The sequence below is a fragment of the Amycolatopsis thailandensis genome (genome assembly GCF_002234405.1).
Taxonomy (GTDB): Bacteria; Actinomycetota; Actinomycetes; order Mycobacteriales; family Pseudonocardiaceae; genus Amycolatopsis; species Amycolatopsis thailandensis.
In genome coordinates, this window is record NZ_NMQT01000363.1 from 1 (window position 1) to 1,055 (window position 1,055).

General features: G+C 68.3%; 2 protein-coding genes. One reads left to right on the forward strand and one right to left on the reverse strand.

All coding sequences use genetic code 11. The annotated features are described in order from the left end of the window. On the reverse strand, nucleotides 1–413 hold a 413-nt coding region (locus CFP71_RS42905), incomplete at its 3' end, for an amino acid permease (RefSeq protein WP_143267338.1). Nucleotides 414–555: 142 nt separating this feature from the next. Between CFP71_RS42905 and CFP71_RS42910 the strand changes: the two genes are divergently transcribed. Then, the coding region (locus CFP71_RS42910; RefSeq protein WP_093939493.1) for a TetR/AcrR family transcriptional regulator at nucleotides 556–1,055 on the forward strand (500 nt) is incomplete at its 3' end.

Here is a 1,055-nt window from a genome sequence, read left to right on the forward strand (position 1 = left end):
CCGACCACGGCCGCGACCACGCAGGTCACGGCGGCGATCACCGAACCCGGCACGCCGGGGAGGAGCACGCCGAGATAGGTGCCGACGCCGAGCGCGATCACCGCCACGATGAGCACCTGCGTGATGATCATCAGGCCGAGTACGGCGAAGCCGGGCAAGCGGCCGAGCGTGCGGGTGACGATCGCGTACTCGCCGCCCGCCAGCGGGAACGCCGACGCGAGCTCGGCGTAGACGAAGGCCATGAACACGCCGACGACCGCGGCGGCCACGAAGCTGTAGAAGGCGCCTGTCCCGGCTCCGGAGATCACCCCCGGCGCGATGATGAAGACCGACGAGGCGGGACTGATCGCGGAGAGCGTGATGAGCAGCGTGCCGAGGGTGCGCAGACCGCGGCGCAGGGCGGGAGTGGACACGGCCGACCTCCTACAAGGTGGGTTCCTTGAATCTCCTTCGAAGAACTGTTGAGCACGCATCAAAGGCCCTCCGCGTTGTGACGTCAAGACCTGATGGTGATCAGCGCTTGCGTTTTTCGAACAAGATTCGAAGAATGTGGGCATGGCGAGACCGAGCAAGGCACCGGAACGACGAGCCGAACTGATCGAGGTGGCCAGACGGGCCGTCCTCGACCGCGGCGTGCTGAACCTGCGGCTGCGGGACATCGCGGAGGGCGCGGGCCTGTCTTCGGGTTCGGTCCTGTACTACTTCCCCACCCTCACCGACCTGCTCCAGGAGGTGCAGCGCGAGGCGGTGGCCCGGTTCTGCTCGGCGAGGGAGCTGGCAGCCGCCACGAAGTCGAGCCCCGTCGAGCGGCTGCGGGCGATGATCCGCAGCGGCCTGCCCACCGGCCCCGCGGACGAACTCTGCGTGCTGCTCTACGAACTCGGCACGATCGCCCGCCGCGATCCCGTGTACGCCGCCCGGCACATCACGCTCTACGAGCAGCAGGTCCGGATCTACACCGGCATCCTCGAAGCGGGCGCCGCCACCGGCGAGTTCACTCTGACCGCCGACGCGGTGTCGATCGCGCGGAACCTCGTCGCGCTGGAAGACGGCTA